Genomic DNA, 18,849 nt, shown 5'->3' on the forward strand with positions numbered 1-18,849 from the left:
CCTCCCACCCCCGCCGCCGCTGGTGCTCCGCCACCCGCTGCGGCAATCGCGCCCGCGTCGCGCGCTATTACGAGCGTCACAAGGCGGACGGCAGCCCGGAGCGGCGCGCCTGACTAGGCTGAGCCCATGGTCAACCTCACGCGGATCTACACCCGTACCGGAGACAAGGGCACCACCGCGCTCGGCGACATGAGCCGGGTGCCCAAGACGGATCTGCGGATCGAGGCGTACGCGGACGCCAATGAGGCCAATGCCGTCATCGGCAGCGCCATCGCCCTCGGCGGGCTGGACGACGAGGTCGTCGCCGTGCTCGTGCGGGTCCAGAACGATCTCTTCGACGTCGGTGCCGACCTGTCGACACCCGTCGTCGAGGACCCGAAGTATCCGCCGCTGCGGGTCGAGCAGTTCTACATCGACAAGCTCGAGGCGGACTGCGACCGCTTCCTCGAGCAGCTGGCGAAGCTGCGCAGCTTCATCCTCCCGGGCGGCACCCCGGGCGCCGCCCTGCTGCACCAGGCCTGCACCGTGGTCCGGCGCGCGGAGCGTGCCACCTGGGCGGCGATGGAGGTGCACGGCGAGACGATGAACCCGCTCGCCGCCAACTACCTCAACCGGCTCTCGGACCTGCTGTTCATCCTCGCCCGTACGGCCAACAAGGACGTCGGCGACGTGCTCTGGGTGCCGGGCGGCGAGCGATGACCTTCCGGGTGCAGGGCCGCTAGCTTCCGACCCGCTCCCGCTCCGGTGCCGCGGGCTCCGAGGCAGGCGCCTTGCGCGGCCAGATCGTGTACGTGGCCGCGATGATCCCGTGGATGCCCAGCATCCGCAGCGTGGTGCCCTGCCAGGACTCCAGCGAGCCGGTGCGCGCCGGGTCGTCCACGTACCAGATCGCGAGCTGCAGCAGTCCCAGCGCCACCGCCGCGCCGCCGACCGAGCGCAGCCAGGTCTTCCACTCGTGGATCGCCTGCTCCTTGCCGTACTTCTTCCGCGGCTTCGGGCCGCCGGCGAAGCGGTGGGCGAAGAGGCCGTCGAGCCACTTCACGGTGGCGTGGCCGTGGGCGACGGTGTAGCCGATGTAGAGCGCGGCGAGGCCGTGCTTCCAGTCGGGCTCGGCGCCGTTCTTCAGGTCGATCACGGTCACCACGAGGAGCGTCAGCTCCAGCAGCGGCTCCATGAGCAGCACGGCGGCGCCCGCGCGCGGCTTCTTCGCCAGGTAGCGCAGGCCGAGCCCGGCGGCGAGCAGCACCCAGAAGCCGATCTCGCAGATGATGATCATGGTGACGATCACGGGACGCTCCTCTCAAGTCGTCCCTTCCAGATTCGCCCGTGACCTGCGGCTTTTCGTCGTCGGCGGTGAGGATCCGGGACTGCATCCTTCGATGTACGCGACCCTGCCGCGTGGGCGGAGGTCCCGGGCCCGGGCAGCGTGTTTGATGGTGGGGTGACCAGCGCAGCAGCCCGCCCCCGCCCGCACCGCGATGACGTCGTCATCGCGACGCTCGGCATGGCCGCCGGCGTGCTCTCCGTGGCGCTCGGGCTCTACAACAACGTGCACGGCGGACGGGAAAGCGGCGCGCTGCTGCTGATTCCGCTCGCCGCCATGGGCGTCGCCGAGCTGCTGCGGCGGATCGGGCAGCCCTGGGCGCTCGTCATCGCCGTCCCTGCACTCGCCGCGGACGTCCTGCTCGGGTCGCTGCTGGCGACGGTGGTGATGTTCACCGACGTCGTCTACGCGTCGGTGCTGTACGGGTCGCGGCGGCTGGGCCGGTTCGTGATGATCGGCAGCTGGCTGCTCATCATCGGGGCCACCATCGGCACCCTCGCCGCCTTCCGCCGCCCGGAAGCGCTGCTGGTCGGCGCGGTCGTCGGCGCCGTCACCCTCACCCCGGCCTGGACCGGCCAGATCCTGCGCGCCCACCGCGAACGCGCCGACGCCGAGCGGCTGCGCGCCGAACAGACCACGCTGCTGGCGGAGATGGACCGCCGCGAGGCGGTCACCGCCGAGCGCGCGCGGATGGCCCGCGAGCTGCACGACATGGTGGCGAACCACCTCTCCGCCATCGCCATCCACTCCTCGGCGGCGCTCTCCCTGAACGACCCGGCAGCCTCCAAGGACGCCCTCGGCGTGATCCGCGAGAACAGCGTGCAGGGCCTGTCCGAGATGCGCCGCCTCATCGGACTGCTCCGCGAGGCGGGCGGCGACGACGCCGCCGCACCGTCCGCGGCCCCCACCCTGCAAGGGCTGCCCGCACTCATCGAGCAGGCCCGCACCAACGGGACAGCCAGCGGACTGCACTTCACCCTCACCGACGAGCGCGCCGCGGACGCGAGCCCCGCCGCGCCGGTGGAGCTCGCCGCGTACCGGATCGTGCAGGAGTCCCTCACCAACGCGCTCAAGCACGCAGGCCCCGGCGAGGTCGCCGTCGACGTGGCGGGCACGGATCCGCTCACGGTGACGGTCACCAGCCCGCTGGGCGAACGGGACGGCCCCCGCGCCCCGGGCTCCGGCGCCGGGCTGATCGGCATGGAGGAGCGATGCGCGCTGCTGGGCGGTACGTTCTCGGCGGGTCCCGAGGGAGATCGCTGGATCGTACGGGCCGAGCTGCCCGGGGGCGCGGAGCAAGGCAGTTGAGACTTCGGAGGTGTCATCCATGACCCGCGCACCCATGACCCGCGTACTCGTCGCCGAGGACCAGTCCGCCGTACGGGCCGGGATCGTGCTCATCCTGCGCAATGCGGAAGGCATCGAGGTCGTCGGCGAAGCCGCGGACGGGGAGGAAGCGGTGCGGCTGGCGCGGGAGTTGCGGCCCGATCTGGTGCTGATGGACGTCCAGATGCCGAAGCTCGACGGCGTGGCGGCGACCCGCGAGATCACCGGCGAAGGCCTCGCCGACGTGCTCGTGCTGACCACCTTCGACCTCGATGAGTACGTCTTCGGCGCGCTACGCGCAGGCGCGGCCGGATTCCTCCTCAAGGACACCGAGGCACAGGCGCTGGTCGAGGCGGTACGCACCGTGGCCCGCGGCGACGGCCTCATCGCGCCCGCCGTCACTCGCCGCCTCATCGCCGAGTTCGCCTCGGGGAAGCCCGCGCGGCCGCCGGCGCCGCCCGGGCTCGAGGAGCTCACCCCGCGCGAGCGCGAGGTCCTCGGCTGCCTCGGCGAAGGGCTCTCCAACGCCGATATCGCCACCCGCCTCGACATGGCGGAGGCCACCGTGAAGACCCATGTCAGCCGCCTCCTCGGCAAGTTGGAGCTGAAGAGCCGGGTGCAGGCGGCCGTGCTGGCGCAGGAGCTCGGACTGCACTGAATACGCCACTGAGTACGCCTTCTGTGGTCCAGACCTATTGACGTATTGGTGCAGACCTTTCTACGCTGCCCCCTACTGCGGTGTGCATGACACACCGGGCGACGCAGGTCCCGAAATCCCCCACCATCCGGACCTAGCTCGAGGAGTCCCCTTGAGATCCCCCCGCGTCATCCGCGCCCTGCTGGCGCTGCTCCTGCTCCCCCTGGCGGTGCTGCTCGCCGCACCGTCCTCCCAGGCCAGGCCCGCCGACCAGGCCAACGCCGACACCCAAGCCGTCGGCGGCGTCAAGCTGGGCTACTTCACCGAATGGGGCGTCTACCAGCGCAATTACCACGTCAAAGACCTGGTCACCTCCGGCTCGGCGGAGAAGATAACGCACATCAACTACGCCTTCGGCAACGTCACCGGCGGCAAGTGCGCACTCGGCGACTCGTACGCCGACATCGAAAAGGCCTACACCGCCGACCAGTCGGTGGACGGCGTCGCCGACACGTGGGACCAGCCGCTGCGCGGCAACTTCAACCAGCTGAAGAAGCTGAAGGCCAAGTACCCGCACATCAAGATCCTCTGGTCCTTCGGCGGCTGGACCTGGTCCGGCGGCTTCGGCCAGGCCGCCCAGGACCCGGCCGGCTTCGCCCAGTCCTGTTACGACCTGGTGCACGACCCGCGCTGGGAAGGCGTCTTCGACGGGATCGACCTCGACTGGGAGTACCCGAACGCCTGCGGCCTCAGCTGCGATACGAGCGGACCCGCCGCCTTCAAGAACGTGATGCAGGCCTTCCGCGCCAAGTTCGGCAGCGAGCTGGTGACGGCCGCGATCACCGCGGACGCCTCCGACGGCGGCAAGATCGACGCGGCGGACTACGCGGGCGCGGCCCAGTACGCCGACTGGTACAACGTGATGACGTACGACTTCTTCGGCGCCTGGGACGCCCAGGGTCCAACGGCCCCGCACTCGCCGCTCACCTCGTACGACGGCATCCCGAAGGCCGGCTTCAGCAGCGAGGCGGCGATCGCCAAGCTCAAGGGCAAGGGCATCCCGGCGGAGAAGCTGCTGCTGGGCGTCGGCTTCTACGGGCGCGGCTGGACCGGCGTCAGCCAGGCCGCCCCGGGCGGCACGGCCACCGGACCCGCGCCGGGCAAGTACGAGCAGGGCATCGACGACTACAAGGAGCTCAAGGGCCGCTGCCCCGCCACCGGCACGATCGCCGGCACCGCCTACGCCCACTGCGGCAGCCAGTGGTGGTCGTACGACACCCCGGAGACCATCGCCGGGAAGATGGGCTGGGCGAAGCAGCAGGGCCTGGGCGGCGCGTTCTTCTGGGAGTTCAGCGGTGATACGGCCAATGGCGAGCTGGCCGCCGCGGTGAACAGCGGCCTCGGGTAGCAGCACCGGAAAAGCCCCCCACAGGAAGGGCCCGGCACGGCGGAGTCGCCCCCGTCGTGCCGGGCTTCCGGCATTTTTGGTCCAGACCTGTTGACGGTATTGGTACGTACCAATACTCTCCCGGAACGCGAGCTGTCCTGTCATGACCACGTTCGAGGGAGAATGCCATGACATATCGAAGACGATTACTGAGACGGGCCACCACGCTCCTCGCCGTCCTCGCCCTCCCCTTCGCGACCCTGGTCGCGCTGGCCACCCCCGCACAGGCCGCGAGCGCCACCGCCACGTACCAGAAGACCCAGGACTGGGGCAGCGGCTTCGAGGGCAAGTGGACCATCAAGAACACCGGGACCACGAGCATCAGCAGCTGGACGCTGACCTGGTCCTTCCCCTCCGGCACCTCGGTGACCTCCGCCTGGGACGCGGATGTCACCAGCGCCGGCACCACGTGGACCGCCAAGAACAAGGGATACAACGGCACCATCGCGCCCGGCGCCTCGGTGAGCTTCGGCTTCAACGGCACCGGCTCCGGAAGCCCCTCCAACTGCACGGTGAACGGCGCCTCCTGCGAGGGCGGCACCCCGGGCGACGCACCCCCGTCGGCACCCGGCACCCCGACCGCGGGCACCATCACCGACACCACGGTCGCGCTCAGCTGGACCGCGGCCACCGACGACAAGGGCATCAAGAACTACGACGTGCTCCGCAACGGCACGACGGTGGGGACCGCCACCGGCACATCGTTCACCGACAGGAACCTGACGGCGGGCACCACCTACAGCTACACCGTGAAGGCGCGCGACACGGCCGACCAGGTCGGCCCGGCCAGCGGCGCGCGCGAGGTGAAGACGACCGGGGGCGGCGGCGGTCCCGGGCCCGGCGGCAAGGTGAAGCTGGGCTACTTCACCAACTGGGGCGTCTACGGCCGCAACTACCACGTCAAGAACCTGGACACCTCTGGCTCGGCGGCCAAGATCACGCACATCAACTACGCCTTCGGCAACGTCCAGAACGGGCGCTGCACGATGGGCGACTCGTACGCCGACATCGACAAGGCCTACACCGCCGACCAGTCCGTCGACGGCGTCGCCGACACGTGGGACCAGCCGCTGCGCGGTAACTTCAACCAGCTGAAGAAGCTGAAGGCCAAGTACCCGCACATCAAGATCCTCTGGTCCTTCGGCGGCTGGACCTGGTCCGGCGGCTTCGGCCAGGCCATGCAGAACCCGGCGGCCTTCGCCCAGTCCTGCTACGACCTGGTCAACGACTCCCGCTGGGCCGGCGTCTTCGACGGCATCGACCTGGACTGGGAGTATCCGAACGCCTGCGGGCTCAGCTGCGATACGAGCGGACCCGCCGTCATGAAGAACATGATGCAGGCCTTCCGCGCCAAGTTCGGCAGCAAGCTGGTCACCGCCGCGATCACCGCCGACGGCTCGTCCGGCGGGAAGATCGACGCCGCTGATTACGGCGGCGCGGCCCAGTACGCCGACTGGTACAACGTCATGACGTACGACTTCTTCGGCGCCTGGGACGCCGACGGACCCACCGCCCCGCACTCCCCGCTGCGCAGTTACGACGGCATCCCGCAGCAGGGCTTCAACAGCGACGCGGCGATCCAGAAACTCAAGGGCAAGGGGGTCCCGGCGAGCAAGCTGCTGCTCGGCATCGGCTTCTACGGCCGCGGCTGGACCGGCGTCACCCAGGCCGCGCCCGGCGGCTCGGCGAGTGGCCCGGCCCCCGGCACATACGAGCAGGGCATCGAGGACTACAAGGTGCTCAAGGGCCGCTGCCCGGCCACCGGCACGATCGCCGGAACCGCCTACGCCCACTGCGGCAGCCAGTGGTGGTCGTACGACACCCCGGCCACCATCGGCGGCAAGATGACGTACGCCAAGGACCAGGGCCTCGGCGGCGCCTTCTTCTGGGAATTCAGCGGCGACACGACGAACGGCGAACTCGTCTCCGCCATCAACACCGGCCTCGGCTGAGCCGCGGGCCGCGTCGTCAGGCCACGTTCACACGCTGGCCGGGCGGCGCGGCCTCGAGCCAGGCCAGGAAGCCGGTCAGGGCGTCCTCGCTCATCGCCAGTTCCAGGCGGGTGCCGCGGTGGCGGCAGGCGAGGACCCATGCGTCGGAGAGGAGGGCCAGCTCCTCCTCGCCCAGCGGGGCTCTGCGTTCGAGGACCTCGATGGCCTCCCGGGCCAGCACGCGGCGCGGGCGCGGGGCGTAACTGAAGACCCGGAACCATTCGATGGAATCGCCGCTGTAGCGCGCGACGCCGTAGACCCAGCCTTTTCCGGCCAGCTCCGCGGCGTCGTCCGTGTCCTCCGGCACTCCCCAGCGCATGCTGCAGTCGAAGGTGCCGCCGGGCCGCTGGATCAGGCGGCGGCGCAGGCCGAACAGGAAGAGGCCCAGCAGCGCTACGGCCACCACGATTCCGGCCACCAGCAAAGCGAGGAACATTCCCTACCGCCTCCTCGCCTCTCGAGCGTACGTACTTCTGCCATATAGCGCCTCAGCCGCGGACCGCGCCGGATTGCTCCGGTGCGATCCGCGGCTGAGGACCATGTAAGTCTCGCGAACCTTACTTCGCGGCCGCGGCGGCGGCGAGCCGTACCTCGGCGCGCTTCTGGGCGACTTCGTCGTCGTCCGACTTGGCCCGCTCCAGGTCCCGCTCGGCGCGGTCGACATCCACCTCGTCGGACAGCTCCGCGACCTCGGCGAGCAGCGAGAGCTTGTTGTCCGCGAAGGAGATGAAGCCGCCGTGCACGGCGGCCACGACCGTGCCCTCACCGGTTTCGCCCGTCGTACGGATCGTCACCGGGCCGGATTCCAGCACGCCCAGCAGCGGCTGGTGACCGGCCATGATGCCGATGTCTCCGGACGTCGTGCGCGCGAGGACGCGAGAGGCCTCGCCGGACCAGACCTTGCGGTCGGCGGCGACCAACTCGACGTGCAGCTCAGCCACGATGGCTCCTCAACTGGGATTTCTCGTCAGAATAGCGGGTTTGTGAGGCGAGGGCGGGAGGCTCGGTTTTTTACGGGCTCCCGCCCTCGTCCACACCGGGGCTCAGCTGACGCCGAGCTCCTTGGCCTTGGCCTTCAGGTCCTCCAGGCCACCGCACATGAAGAACGCCTGCTCCGGGAAGTGGTCGTAGTCACCGTCGGCGATCGCGTTGAACGCGGCGATGGACTCGTCCAGCGGAACGTCGGAGCCGTCGAGGCCGGTGAACTGCTTCGCCGCGTGGGTGTTCTGCGACAGGAAGCGCTCGATCCGACGGGCCCGCGACACCGTGAGCTTGTCCTCCTCGGACAGCTCGTCGATACCGAGAATCGCGATGATGTCCTGGAGGTCCTTGTACTTCTGCAGGATCGACTTCACGCGCGAGGCGCACGCGTAGTGGTCCTCCGAGATGTACCGCGGGTCCAGGATGCGGGACGTCGAGTCCAGCGGGTCCACCGCCGGGTAGATGCCCTTCTCGGAAATCGGGCGGGAGAGCACCGTCGTCGCGTCGAGGTGCGCGAAGGTGGTCGCCGGCGCCGGGTCGGTCAGGTCGTCCGCGGGGACGTAAATGGCCTGCATCGACGTAATCGAGTGACCGCGGGTCGAGGTGATGCGCTCCTGCAGGATGCCCATCTCGTCCGCCAGGTTCGGCTGGTAGCCCACCGCGGAGGGCATGCGGCCCAGCAGGGTGGAGACCTCGGAGCCGGCCTGGGTGAAGCGGAAGATGTTGTCGATGAAGAACAGCACGTCCTGCTTCTGGACGTCGCGGAAGTACTCGGCCATGGTCAGGCCGGCCAGCGCGACGCGGAGACGCGTGCCCGGCGGCTCGTCCATCTGGCCGAAGACCAGCGCGGTCTGCGGGAGCACGCCCGACTCGGCCATTTCCTCGATGAGGTCGTTGCCCTCACGGGTGCGCTCGCCGACGCCGGCGAACACGGAAACGCCCTCGTGCAGCTTCGCCACACGCATGATCATTTCCTGGATGAGGACGGTCTTGCCCACACCCGCGCCACCGAAGAGGCCGATCTTTCCACCCTTGACGTACGGGGTGAGAAGGTCGACGACCTTCAGGCCGGTCTCGAACATCTCGGTCTTGGACTCGAGCTGGTCGAAGGCCGGGGCCTTGCGGTGGATCGGCCAGCGCTCGGTGACCTCGGACTCGGCCTCCGGCTCGTTCAGGATCTTGCCGAGGGTGTTGAACACCCGGCCCTTGGTGACGTCGCCGACCGGCACGGTGATGCCGTTGCCGGTGTCGGTCACCGGGGCCTGGCGGACCAGGCCGTCGGTGGGCTCCAGGGCGATGGCGCGGACCATGCCCTCGCCGAGGTGCTGCGCGACCTCGAGCGTGAGGGTCTTGGTCTTGCCGGCCTCGGTCGGGTCGATGACCTGAACGGTCAGCGCGTTGTAGATGTCCGGCATCGCGTCGACGGGGAACTCCACGTCGACGACCGGGCCGATGACCCGCGCGACGCGGCCCGTCGCCGTGGCCGTCTCAACAGTGGTGGTCATTTAGCGTTCACTCCCCGCGTTAGCGTCGGCCAGGGCATTCGCGCCACCGACGATCTCGCTGATTTCCTGGGTGATGTCGGCCTGGCGGGCCGCGTTGGCGAGCCGCGTCAGCGACTTGATGAGGTCGTCCGCGTTGTCCGTCGCCGACTTCATCGCGCGCCGCGTGGCGGCGTGCTTGGAGGCGGCGGACTGGAGCAGCGCGTTGTAGATACGGCTCTCGACGTACCGCGGCAGCAGGGCGTCGAGGACGCCCTCCGACGACGGCTCGAAGTCGTAGAGCGGCGGCACCTCCTTCGGCGCTTCGTCCTCGGTGGAGGAGTCGTCGTCGAGGGAGAGCGGCAGCAGCCGCTTCTGCACCGGGTTCTGCGTCATCATCGAGACGAACTCGGTGTAGACGATGTGGATCTCGTCCACCCCGCCCTCCGAGGTCTCCAGCTCGAGAGCCTCGATGATCGGCGCGGCCACCGCCTTGGCGTCCGCGTAGGTCGGGTTGTCCGTGAAGCCCGAGAAGGACTCCGCGATCGGCTGGTTGCGGAAGCCGTAGTACGAGATGCCCTTGCGGCCCACCACGTAGCTGGCGACTCCCTTGCCCTCACCCTGAAGCCGCGCGGTCAGCTTCTCCGCGGCCTTGATGGCGTTGGAGTTGTAGCCGCCGGCCAGGCCGCGGTCGCTCGTGATGAGCAGGACCGCGGCGCGGGTCGGGTTCTCGACCTCAGTGGTGATCGGGTGCTGGACGTCCGACCCCGACGCCACCGCGGTCACCGCGCGGGTGAGCTCGTCGGCGTACGGCGTGGAGGCGGCCACCTGGCGCTGCGCCTTGACGACGCGCGAGGCGGCGATCATCTCCATCGCCTTCGTGATCTTCTTGGTCGCAGTGACGGAACGGATCCGCCGCTTGTAGACCCTGACCTGAGCACCCATGCTCAGCCCTCGCCCAGGAGCTTGCCGTCCGAGGTCTCGAACTGCCGCTTGAAGGCGTCCACCGCGTCGCTGAGGGCCTGCACGGTCTCGTCGGGCATCTTGCCGCCCTCGACGATCGTGTTCATCAGGTCCTTCTTCTCACGGTGCATGTAGTCGAGCAGCTCGCGCTCGAAGCGGCGGATGTCCGCGACCGGGACGTTGTCCATCTTGCCGTTGGTGCCGGACCAGACGGAGACGACCGTGTCCTCGGTGGGGAACGGCGCGTACTGCGGCTGCTTCAGCAGCTCGACCATGCGCTGACCCCGGTTCAGGGCCGCCTTCGAGGCGTCGTCCAGGTCGGAGCCGAAGGCGGCGAACGCCTCGAGCTCGCGGTACTGGGCGAGGTTCACGCGGAGCGAACCGGTGATCTGGCGGACGGCCTTGTGCTGGGCCGAGCCACCGACACGGGAGACCGAGATACCGACGTTCAGCGCGGGCCGCTGGCCGGCGTTGAACAGGTCGGACTCCAGGAAGCACTGGCCGTCGGTGATGGAGATGACGTTGGTCGGAATGAACGCCGACACGTCGTTCGCCTTGGTCTCGACGATCGGGAGACCGGTCATCGACCCGGCGCCCATGTCGTCGGAGAGCTTGGCGCAGCGCTCCAGCAGGCGGGAGTGCAGGTAGAAGACGTCACCCGGGTAGGCCTCACGGCCCGGCGGGCGGCGCAGCAGCAGGGACACGGCGCGGTAGGCGTCGGCCTGCTTGGAGAGGTCGTCGAAGATGATCAGGACGTGCTTGCCCTGGTACATCCAGTGCTGGCCGATGGCCGAGCCGGTGTACGGCGCCAGGTACTTGAAGCCGGCCGGGTCGGACGCCGGGGCGGCGACGATGGTCGTGTACTCCAGCGCACCGGCCTCCTCCAGCGCGCCGCGCACGGACGCGATGGTGGAGCCCTTCTGGCCCACGGCGACGTAAATGCACCGAACCTGCTTGTTCGGGTCGCCGGAGCGCCAGTTCTCCTTCTGGTTGATGATCGTGTCGACTGCCAGGGCGGTCTTGCCCGTCTGGCGGTCGCCGATGATCAGCTGGCGCTGGCCGCGGCCGATCGGCGTCATGGTGTCGACGGCCTTGTAGCCCGTCTCCATCGGCTCGTGCACCGACTTGCGGTCCATGACCGTGGGGGCCTGCAGCTCGAGGGCGCGGCGGCCCTCGGTCGCGACCTCGCCGAGACCGTCGATCGCGTTGCCCAGGGGGTCGACGACCCGGCCCAGGTAGCCGTCACCGACCGGCACGGAGAGCACCTCACCGGTGCGGTGCACCGGCTGGCCCTCCTCGATGCCGCTGAACTCACCCAGGACGACCGCACCGATCTCGCGGTCCTCCAGGTTCAGGGCGAGACCGAGGGTCCCGTCCTCGAACTTCAGCAGCTCGTTCGCCATGGCCGAGGGCAGGCCCTCGATCTTGGCAATGCCGTCCATGGCCTGCGATACCGTGCCGACCTCTTCGCGCGAGGCCGCGTCCGGCTTGTACGACTGGACATAGCTCTCCAGCGCGTCCCGGATCTCCTCCGGCCGGATCGTGAGCTCCGCCATCTGGGTTCCCTGCTCTCCTTGTTGGGCCCGTAAGTCTTATCTGTACGGCCCAACTCGGGCCGCTAAGAATGCTTCTTGAGTTGGTTTGTGGTGGCTGCCGTGGTGTCCGTCAGCCGGCCAGCCGCCGCGACGCCTCGTCCAGGCGCTCGGCGATCGAGCCGCTGATCACCTCGTCGCCCACCCGCACCGTGATCCCGCCGAGGACCGCGGGGTCCACGTCGAGGTTCAGGTGCATCTGGCGGCCGTAGAGGCCGGCCAGCGCGGCGCCGAGGCGCTGCTTCTGCTGGTCGCTCAGCGGCACCGCGGTGACCACCACGGCGACCATGCGGTCGCGACGCTCGGCGGCGAGCTTGGACAGGGCCTCGAGCCCTGCCTCCAGGCTACGTCCCCGGGGCGCGCCCACAAGGCGGTCCACCAGCCGCTCGGTGACCGGGTTGGCCCGGCCCCCCAGCAGGGTGTGCAGCAGCTCGGTCTTGGCCTGCTTCGTACCCGACCGGTCGGTGAGCGCGGAGCGCAGCTGCCGGTTGTCGGAGACGATCCGGCCGAACCGGAACAGCTCGTCCTCGACCTCGTCCAGCTGTCCGTCGCGCTGCGCGGCGGTGAGGTCGGCCGCAGCGGCCAGGTCCTCCAGCACGTCCACCAGGTCGCGGGATGCGGACCAGCGGGAGCGCACCATGCCGGCGACCAGGTCGAGGGTCTCCCCGCCGACCTGGCTGCCCAGCACGCGGGTGACCAGGTCCGCCTTGGCCTCACCCGGCTGGGCCGGGTCGGTCAGGGCGCGGCGCAGCGACACCTCGCGGTCGAGCAGCGCGGTGACGGCGGCCAGCTCATCGGCGAGCTTCTTGGCGTCGACGGACGTGTTGTCCGTCAGCGCGTCGAGCTGCTCGCGCGCGGCTGCCTGGGCCTCGCGGCTCGCTCCGTTCATCGGGTCGCACCCGCCTCGGCGTCAGCCGGAGCCTTGGACTCCAGCTCGTCCAGGAACCGGTCGATGACGCGGCTCTGGCGGGCGGAGTCCTCGAGGGACTCGCCCACGAGCTTGCCTGCCAGGTCGGTGGCGATCTTGCCGACGTCCTGGCGCAGCGAGAGCGAGGCGGCCTTGCGGTCGGCCTCGATCTGCGAGTGCCCGGCGGCGATGATCTCTTCGCGCTGGCGCTGGCCCTCGGCGCGCATCTCCTGGATGAGCGCGACGCCCTGCTCCCGGGCCTCCTCGCGCAGCCGGTTGGCCTCGCGCTGAGCCTCGGCGAGCTGGTCCTTGTACTGCTGAAGGACGCTCTCGGCCTCGATCTGGGCCGCCTCGGCCTTCTCCATGCCGCCTTCGATGGCCGCATGCCGCTCCTCGAGCACCTTGTTGATGCGCGGGAGAAGCATCTTGGCCAGCAGGCCGAAGACGATGAGGAAGGCGATCAGGCCGATGACGAGTTCCGGCATCGGCGGAAGGAGAGGGTTCTGCTCCTCGGAGTGACCACCCTCAGCCGCGATCTGCAGGAGATTCACGTCGGTGCCTTTCGTCGAAAAGGTCTGTCAGTAAGTCTTGATCACTGACCGAACACGAACGGCATGACGATGCCGATCAGGGCGAGCGCCTCACAGAAGGCGAAGCCCAGAATCATGTTCTGGCGGATCAGGCCGGTCGCCTCGGGCTGGCGGGCCATGGCCTGAACGCCGTTACCGAAGATGTAGCCGATGCCGATGCCGGGGCCGATCGCGGCGAGGCCGTAGCCGATGGAGCCGAGCGAGCCGGAAACGGCGGCAAGGGTCTCAGTCGCAGCCATTGCTGTTCTTCCTTCTCTATTGCGAACCGGTGGGGGTTGGCCACCGGACGATCGTGGGGGTTGTGCCGGTTTTCTCAGTACGTCCTCAGTGCGCTTCCTCAAGCGCACCGGAGATGTAACTGGCCGAGAGCGTCACGAAGACGTACGCCTGGACGGCCTGGATGAAGAGCTCGAAGGCGATCATCACGCAGACCATGACGAACGCGACGGGGGTGTACAGCCATCCCATCCCGTTCATGAAGAACCAGGTGGCGATGGTGAACATGACGATCAGCAGGTGGCCGGCGAACATGTTCGCGAAGAGTCGCACCGCGTGGGTGAAGGGCCGCACCAGCACGTTCGAGAAGAACTCGATGAGCATGACCAGCGGCAGGACGGCGCCGAGGCCCTTCTGGTACCCGGTGAGGTTCTTCAGGCCGCCGACGAAGCCGTGCCGCTTGAAGGTCAGCGACATCCAGGTCACGTAGACCATGATCGCGAGACCGGCCGGGAAGGCGATGATCGAGGTCACCGGGAACTGGGCGAGCGGGATGATCGACCAGATGTTCATCAGCCAGATGAAGAAGAAGAGGGCGACGAGGAACGGTACGTACTTCTCGCCCTCCTTCTTGCCGATCGTCTCGTAGACGATGCCGCGGCGGACGAAGTCGTAGCCCGACTCGGCGACCATCTGCAGCTTGCCCGGCACCACCTTCGGGTTGGCGAAGGCCTTCCAGAAGAAGACGCAGAGCACGAGCGTCGTCAGCAGCGCCAGCAGCATCGGCTTGTTGAACTCGAGGCCGCCGACGGTGAACATCGGCTTGAAGATGAAGGAATGCAGTCCCGGGGACTGGAAGCCGCAGCCGCCGTCGACAAAGATCTTGCAGGAGGTGTCGAGGGCGAGCATCTGGTCAGCAGCACTCACCGGCAGGCTCCTTCGGTGTGACGCATGGGTACGGCTTCCTCAAGGTGTCGGCGCGGCACGAGGCCGCGGGACGGCACGGAATTCTGCTTCGTCAGGACGCGCTCGGCGGGGGGCGCAGAAACGAATCTGGCCGCAGGTCCGAGGGACGTTGGTCCCGCCAGCGCATGGGGACGATAGCAGTCCGGCTTTCGGGTGAGCACAGCAGGTCTCATCCGTGCGCTCCGGGCTGCTTGTCCTTGCTCTCCTGGTCTCCGGAACCCGGCTCCACGTAGAGCATCTTGAGCTTCATGTGGGCCCGGCCCATGGCGATGATCCAGACCAGCGCGGTTGCGAGAACCGTAAGGCCAAATGCCTTGGTGTTGAAGAGATCTGTGTTCTTGAACACGGCAAGCACGATCGCGAGCAGCAGCAGCTGGGTCGTGTACGTGATCATCGCGATGCCCATGAAGAGGGCGGGGAACTTGCGCGAGTAGTGCTGCAGGGCCAGCAGCCCAACGGCGAAGAAGATCAGCACGACGACGGTCGCGGCGCCCGCCCCGATGCCACCCTTGGCGCCCGCCAGCAGGGCACTGATGACCACTGCGGCGATGCCGGCCAAGGCGGTCGGGATCGCGGCGCCCTTAAGGATCCGGGCGCCGTTCACCTGCATATGGGTTTCTCCGGCGGGGAGTCGGGAGCGACTAGTCGACGTTGACGAGCGTATCCCCGGGGCGAGGGGGCCAATGACCACTGTTCCTCGCGCCAGAGAACCGCCGCACTACGGTCCTTCGGCTCAGCACCGGGTTCTCGTGAACGGTATCACAAACTCTTTGATGCACTCTTTACCCACAAGGTGTGGCTCCGGTCACACAACAGGAGTAAAAGCCGCGTCTTGCCTGCGCGAGCGGGCGAATGTCTGCTATGCGGTCACTGGTCCAGCTTGCGGTACCGGGACCGGTCCCCGATCGCGGTGGCCCCACTGATGCCCGCGGGCACCAGTTCGCGCGGCTCCTCACCGGTTTCCTCCGCGGTCTCCCCGGCGCCCTCGGCCGCCTTCCGGCGGCGGCTGGGGCGGTACCGGGGCGGGACGGCCTTCTCCGCCCAGGCCGGCACGTTCGGCCGGAAGCGCGGCAGCAGGAGCAGGACCAGCCCGATGGCGCTCAGCCCGAGGATGCCGACCACGATCCACAGGCTGGTGGACTGCACCGAGTACGCCACCATGCCGAAGGCCACCAGCGCCGACCAGAAGTACATGAGCAGCACGGCGCGCATGTAGGAGTGGCCCATCTCCAGCAGCCGGTGGTGCAGATGGCCGCGGTCGGCGGCGAACGGCGACTTGCCGTTCCAGGTCCGCCGCAGCACGGCGAGGGCCAGGTCGAGCATCGGGATGGCGAGGATCGTCAGCGGCAGCACCAGCGGGATGAAGACCGGCACCGTGGAGAGCACGGCCTTCTTCTCGCTGTGGTCGGTGAACAGCTGCAGCGCGTCCGGGTCCACCTGGCCCGTAATGGAGATGGCGCCGGCGGCGAGGATCAGGCCGAGCAGCATCGAGCCCGAGTCGCCCATGAAGATTCTGGCGCGGTGCATGTTGTGCGGCAGGAAGCCCAGGCACATGCCGACCAGGATCGACGCGAAGAGCGCGGCGGGGGCGGCGGCCTCGATGCCGTAGCCGTACCAGATCCGGTACGCGTACAGGAAGAACGCCGCCGAGGCGATGGCGACCATGCCGGCGGCGAGGCCGTCGAGGCCGTCCACGAAGTTGACGGCGTTGATGGAGATGACCACCAGGGCGACGGTCAGCAGCGTGCCCTGCATCGGCGTGAGGACGACCATGCCGACGCCCGGGATCGGGATCCACAGGATCGTCAGACCCTGGATCACCATCACCGCGGCCGCGATCATCTGCGCGCCCAGCTTCAGCAGCGCGTCCACGCCCCACTTGTCGTCGAGCACGCCGACGATCCAGATCAGGGCGGCGCCGGAGAGCAGCGCGCGTGGCTCCTGGAGCTTGAAGACCAGCTCAAAGGCTTCGAGGTGGGACGCGACCAGCAGGGCGGCGCACAGGCCGCCGAACATCGCGATGCCGCCGAGCCGCGGGGTCGGCTCCAGGTGCACGTCGCGGTCGCGGATCTCGGGCATGGCACCGGCCATGATCGCGAACTTCCGCACCGGCCCGGTCAGCAGATAGGTGACCGCGGCCGCGATGCACAGCGTCAGCAGATATTCACGCACTGGCGGCCCCAAGCTCCATTCGGCTGGTCACATCAAGCACAGCCCCACACCCTAAACCCAGCTGTGGAGGAAGACTGCCGGGAAGTGCTTGGTGGTTGCAGCATAGCTACGACATACGGGCAGGAACGCCTGTCAAAGCGGTCACAACCGGGTCAAGCGCTTGACTGATCTCATCCCCGATCGAGCGGAAGTACGTCACCGGCGCACCGTACGGGTCATAGACCTCGTCCGCCGCGGGGTTCGGCGCCACCAGCCAGCCGCGCAGCGCCGCCGCCGCCCGGACCAGCGCCCGCGCCCGCTCCACGGCCCCCTCCGCAGGGCCGGGCAGCGTCGCGGCGTCTATCGCCCGTACCAGCCGGGCGAATTCCTTGAGCGTGAAGGTGCGCAGGCCCGCCGAGTGCCCCATCGAGATCACCTGCGCCCGGTGGTCGCGGGTCGCGGTGAGCACCAGGTCGGCGCGGATGACGTGCTCGTCGTGCAGCTCGCGGCCGAGGAAGCCGTCGGGCTCGGCGCCCAGCTCGCGCAGCACGGTGGCGGCGTGCGCCTCCATGACCGCGCCCTCGTGGCCCCAGGTGCCGGCGCTCTCCACCAGGATGCCGTCGGCGGCGGTGCCGAGACGTTCCGTCAGGGCATGCCGGGTCAGCCGCTCGGTGATCGGTGAGCGGCAGACGTTGCCCGTGGAGACGTGCAGGATCCGGAAAGTCAATTGGCGACCTCGAGGTCGGACACGACCTCGCGCAGCTGTTCCTCGGTCACGGCTCCGGCACGCAGCAGCTTCGGCGTCTTGCCGGTGACGTCCACGATGGACGACGGCACGGCGGCCGGCGTCGGCCCGCCGTCGAGGTAGACCGAGACCGCGTCGCCGAGCATGTCCTGCGCGGCGTCGCAGTCCTGCGGGGCCGGGTGGCCGGTGAGATTGGCGCTGGAGACGCCCATCGGCCCGACGTCCTTGAGCAGTTCGATCGCCACCGGGTGCAGCGGCATCCGCACCGCGACCGTGCCGCGGGTGTCGCCGAGATCCCAGGTGAGCGACGGCTGGTGCTTGGCGACGATCGTGAGCGCGCCCGGCCAGAAGGCGTCGATCAGCTCCCAGGCGTCCTCGGACATGTCGGTGATCAGCCCGTGCAGGGTGTTCGGGGAGCCGACGAGGACGGGCGTGGGCATGTTGCGCCCGCGGCCCTTGGCGTCCAGCAGGTCGGCGACGGCCTCCCCGCTGAACGCGTCCGCGCCGATGCCGTACACGGTGTCGGTGGGAAGGACGACGAGCTCGCCCCGGCGGACGGCGGACGCCGCTTCACGCAGGCCGGTCTTGCGGTCGGTCGCGTCGCTGCAGTCGTAGCGCCGAGCCATGACTGCCTCCTTTGCGGTCCTTCGTGCTTTTCGGTCAGTTGCTGGGTCTGCGGTTCAGCGCGAGACGCGGCGCGCGGTCGCGAATCTCGGCCGGTTGTTCAGGTCCGGATGGTCGGCGGCGTCGGCCCAGCCGCGTTCCTCGGTGAAGATCCAGGGCACCTGGCCGCCCTGGGTGTCGGCGTGCTCGACGACCACCACTCCCCCGTGGCGCAGCAGCCGGTGCGCGGTGCGCTCGATGCCGCGGATGGTGTCCAGGCCGTCCTGGCCGGAGAAGAGCGCCAGCTCGGGGTCGTGGTCGCGGGCCTCGGGAGCGACATACTCCCACTCGGTGAGCGGGATGTACGGCGGATTGCTGATCACCAGGTCGACCTGGCCGTTCAGCTCGGGCAGCGCGGTCAGCGCGTCGCCCGCGTGCAGCCGCACCCGGGAGCCCTCGACGTTCTTACGGGTCCACACCAGCGCGCCCTCGTCGAGCTCCACGGCGTGCACCCGGGCCCGCGGCACCTCCTGCGCCATGGCTAGCGCGATGGCGCCGGACCCCGAGCACAGGTCGACGATCAGCGGCTCGACGACGTCCATGGCCCGTACCGCCCCTATGGCCCACTCGACCACGGACTCGGTCTCGGGCCGGGGGGTGAAGACGCCGGGGCCGACCTTCAGCTCCAGATAGCGGAAGTAGGCGAGGCCGGTGATGTGCTGCAGCGGCTCGCGCGCCTCGCGGCGGGCGATCGCCTCCCAGTAGCGGGCGTCGAAGTCCTCGTCGGCGACGGTGTGCAGCTGGCCGCGCTTGACGCCGTGGACGAAGGCGGCGAGCTCCTCGGCGTCGTGGCGCGGGGAGGGCACCCCCGCGTCGGCCAGCCGCTGGGTGGCCTGCGCCACCTCAGCGAGCAGGATGCTTCGCACTGT

At 69.0% G+C, this 18,849-nt stretch carries 21 protein-coding genes; 6 read left to right on the forward strand and 15 right to left on the reverse strand.

The window, feature by feature from the left end; all coding sequences use genetic code 11:
- Together G5C51_RS20070 and G5C51_RS20075 are read left to right on the forward strand one after the other, a co-directional pair.
- The coding region (locus G5C51_RS20070) for a CGNR zinc finger domain-containing protein (protein ID WP_206314085.1) at positions 1–113 on the forward strand (113 nt) is incomplete at its 5' end.
- 13 nt (positions 114–126) lie between these two features.
- Positions 127–699, forward strand: a complete 573-nt coding sequence (locus G5C51_RS20075; RefSeq protein WP_165239325.1) for a cob(I)yrinic acid a,c-diamide adenosyltransferase — start codon at positions 127–129, stop codon at positions 697–699.
- 19 nt (positions 700–718) lie between these two features.
- Here the strand turns inward: G5C51_RS20075 and G5C51_RS20080 are convergent, their stop codons facing one another.
- Positions 719–1,288 carry a hypothetical protein gene (locus tag G5C51_RS20080; protein ID WP_165239327.1) on the reverse strand — a complete coding sequence of 190 codons (570 nt, stop codon included), beginning with the start codon at positions 1,286–1,288 and terminating at the stop codon, positions 719–721.
- A 153-nt stretch (positions 1,289–1,441) separates the two neighbouring features.
- Here G5C51_RS20080 and G5C51_RS20085 point away from each other — a divergent pair, with 153 nt between their 5' ends.
- The 4 genes from G5C51_RS20085 (at position 1,442) to G5C51_RS20100 (ending at position 6,686) form a co-directional block, all read left to right on the forward strand.
- On the forward strand, positions 1,442–2,632 hold the full coding sequence (locus G5C51_RS20085; protein WP_338118228.1) for a sensor histidine kinase: 1,191 nt from the start codon (positions 1,442–1,444) through the stop codon (positions 2,630–2,632).
- Positions 2,633–2,666: 34 nt separating this feature from the next.
- Entirely contained in the window at positions 2,667–3,308 is a 642-nt protein-coding gene (locus G5C51_RS20090) for a response regulator (RefSeq protein WP_165239373.1), read from the forward strand.
- 151 nt (positions 3,309–3,459) lie between these two features.
- A complete protein-coding gene (locus G5C51_RS20095) occupies positions 3,460–4,695 on the forward strand; it encodes a glycoside hydrolase family 18 protein (protein ID WP_206314083.1) in 1,236 nt (411 codons plus the stop codon).
- 167 nt (positions 4,696–4,862) lie between these two features.
- Positions 4,863–6,686, forward strand: coding sequence for a glycoside hydrolase family 18 chitinase (locus G5C51_RS20100; RefSeq protein WP_165239329.1), 1,824 nt, complete (start codon positions 4,863–4,865; stop codon positions 6,684–6,686).
- A 16-nt stretch (positions 6,687–6,702) separates the two neighbouring features.
- On the opposite strand, the gene G5C51_RS20105 is transcribed toward G5C51_RS20100, so the two are convergent.
- The 14 genes from G5C51_RS20105 to prmC form a co-directional block, all read right to left on the reverse strand.
- Positions 6,703–7,161: a DUF2550 domain-containing protein gene (locus G5C51_RS20105; RefSeq protein WP_165239331.1), complete on the reverse strand. Its 459-nt coding sequence runs from the start codon at positions 7,159–7,161 to the stop codon at positions 6,703–6,705.
- A gap of 121 nt (positions 7,162–7,282) precedes the next feature.
- Positions 7,283–7,666 carry a F0F1 ATP synthase subunit epsilon gene (locus tag G5C51_RS20110; protein WP_165239333.1) on the reverse strand — a complete coding sequence of 128 codons (384 nt, stop codon included), beginning with the start codon at positions 7,664–7,666 and terminating at the stop codon, positions 7,283–7,285.
- 102 nt (positions 7,667–7,768) lie between these two features.
- Positions 7,769–9,211, reverse strand: a complete 1,443-nt coding sequence (gene atpD / locus G5C51_RS20115; protein WP_165239335.1) for a F0F1 ATP synthase subunit beta — start codon at positions 9,209–9,211, stop codon at positions 7,769–7,771.
- A complete protein-coding gene (locus G5C51_RS20120; RefSeq protein WP_165239337.1) occupies positions 9,212–10,132 on the reverse strand; it encodes a F0F1 ATP synthase subunit gamma in 921 nt (306 codons plus the stop codon).
- Between the two features lie 2 nt (positions 10,133–10,134).
- Complete coding sequence (gene atpA / locus G5C51_RS20125) at positions 10,135–11,706, reverse strand: F0F1 ATP synthase subunit alpha (protein ID WP_165239339.1); 1,572 nt, start codon at positions 11,704–11,706, stop codon at positions 10,135–10,137.
- A gap of 109 nt (positions 11,707–11,815) precedes the next feature.
- Complete coding sequence (locus G5C51_RS20130) at positions 11,816–12,631, reverse strand: F0F1 ATP synthase subunit delta (protein ID WP_165239341.1); 816 nt, start codon at positions 12,629–12,631, stop codon at positions 11,816–11,818.
- Complete coding sequence (locus tag G5C51_RS20135; RefSeq protein WP_165239343.1) at positions 12,628–13,200, reverse strand: F0F1 ATP synthase subunit B; 573 nt, start codon at positions 13,198–13,200, stop codon at positions 12,628–12,630. Before G5C51_RS20135 ends, G5C51_RS20130 begins: the two co-directional genes overlap by 4 nt.
- A 41-nt stretch (positions 13,201–13,241) precedes the next feature.
- Entirely contained in the window at positions 13,242–13,478 is a 237-nt protein-coding gene (atpE, locus tag G5C51_RS20140; protein ID WP_165239345.1) for an ATP synthase F0 subunit C, read from the reverse strand.
- A gap of 85 nt (positions 13,479–13,563) precedes the next feature.
- The gene (gene atpB / locus G5C51_RS20145; RefSeq protein WP_165239377.1) at positions 13,564–14,274 is read right to left on the reverse strand and encodes a F0F1 ATP synthase subunit A; all 711 of its coding nucleotides are present in this window, start codon (positions 14,272–14,274) and stop codon (positions 13,564–13,566) included.
- A 316-nt stretch (positions 14,275–14,590) separates the two neighbouring features.
- On the reverse strand, positions 14,591–15,031 hold the full coding sequence (locus G5C51_RS20150) for a Cg1360 family ATP-synthase-associated protein (protein WP_165239347.1): 441 nt from the start codon (positions 15,029–15,031) through the stop codon (positions 14,591–14,593).
- Between the two features lie 257 nt (positions 15,032–15,288).
- Positions 15,289–16,593 carry an MraY family glycosyltransferase gene (locus G5C51_RS20155; protein WP_165239349.1) on the reverse strand — a complete coding sequence of 435 codons (1,305 nt, stop codon included), beginning with the start codon at positions 16,591–16,593 and terminating at the stop codon, positions 15,289–15,291.
- Between the two features lie 106 nt (positions 16,594–16,699).
- Positions 16,700–17,299: an arsenate reductase/protein-tyrosine-phosphatase family protein gene (locus G5C51_RS20160; protein ID WP_165239351.1), complete on the reverse strand. Its 600-nt coding sequence runs from the start codon at positions 17,297–17,299 to the stop codon at positions 16,700–16,702.
- On the reverse strand, positions 17,296–17,943 hold the full coding sequence (locus G5C51_RS20165) for an L-threonylcarbamoyladenylate synthase (RefSeq protein WP_165239353.1): 648 nt from the start codon (positions 17,941–17,943) through the stop codon (positions 17,296–17,298). The genes G5C51_RS20160 and G5C51_RS20165 overlap by 4 nt, the downstream gene beginning before the upstream one ends.
- Positions 17,944–17,997: 54 nt before the next feature.
- Positions 17,998–18,846 carry a peptide chain release factor N(5)-glutamine methyltransferase gene (gene prmC, locus G5C51_RS20170; protein WP_165239355.1) on the reverse strand — a complete coding sequence of 283 codons (849 nt, stop codon included), beginning with the start codon at positions 18,844–18,846 and terminating at the stop codon, positions 17,998–18,000.
- Positions 18,847–18,849: the final 3 nt, after the last annotated feature.

It is taken from the genome of Streptomyces coryli (assembly GCF_011044975.1).
GTDB classification, from domain to species: domain Bacteria; phylum Actinomycetota; class Actinomycetes; order Streptomycetales; family Streptomycetaceae; genus Streptomyces; species Streptomyces coryli.